Annotated in this window: 1 protein-coding gene and 1 pseudogene; both read left to right on the top strand. The window is 63.7% G+C overall.

The annotated features are described in order from the left end of the window. On the top strand, window positions 1-187 hold a 187-nt coding region (locus tag TX83_RS15515; RefSeq protein ID WP_145982125.1), incomplete at its 5' end, for an OmpA family protein. A gap of 470 nt (window positions 188-657) precedes the next feature. Further along, a pseudogene (locus tag TX83_RS24250) lies at window positions 658-810 on the top strand (OmpA family protein); the annotation flags it as partial.

Raw genomic sequence — 810 nt, 5'->3', positions numbered from 1 at the left:
CCAGAAGCTGTCGGAGCGTCGCGCCAAGGCCGCTTACGACTACCTGACCAGCAACGGCGTCGACGCCGGTCGCCTGCAGGGTCCGGTCGGCTACGGCGAGAGCCGTCCGCTGGAATCGACCCCGCAGACCTTCCCGGCCTGCAAGAGCGAGGTCAACCGTCGTACCGAGCTGAACGTCCAGAACTAATCGTCTGGAACGGCGCAGGCTCCGGCCTGCGCACGGCAGCACCCACGAAGCCCGGCCTCGCGCCGGGCTTCGTTTTTTCGCGGGCCGAATCGATATTCGCGCCGCAGCGCAGCAACCCCGGCGGGGTGGCCTGCGGACATCGCGCCTGCGGGGTACGGCGCATGTAAATCGAAAAATACGACGGTTTACGCAAAATCTTCGGGCAACGTGACCGTTCGTCGGCCGAAACGTCCGCAAATGGGAGATCATCCCGCCGGCGCGTTAATTGACGCAGGTTTGGCGCCGTCCAGGCCGACGTTAAGTGGTATTAACAAACACCTTGACGGTGTATGATCCCCCCGCCAGTGACCGCGGCGCCGGCCCTGCCGGGAGTTGACCGTGTCTCTGTCACAGGAGCAGCGCCGCATAAGACTGTCCCGATCAAACAGTCCCGATCACCCCCCGTTCCGATCGATCTGAAGGAGTTAGAGATGAAGATCCGTATGTTGAGCACCGCACTGCTGGCGGGCTTGGCTTTTTCGCAGGTGGCCAGCGCGCAGGATTTCGATGACCGCTGGTACCTCACCGGCTCGGCCGGCATGAACGTCCAGGACAACGACCGCGGCACCCGCAACGCTCCGTTC

This window comes from Lysobacter antibioticus HS124 (genome assembly GCF_000336385.2).
Lineage (GTDB): Bacteria > Pseudomonadota > Gammaproteobacteria > Xanthomonadales > Xanthomonadaceae > Lysobacter > Lysobacter firmicutimachus.
The sequence above is the reverse complement of the archived record's forward strand: the minus strand, read 5'-3'. Positions and strand labels throughout refer to the sequence as shown.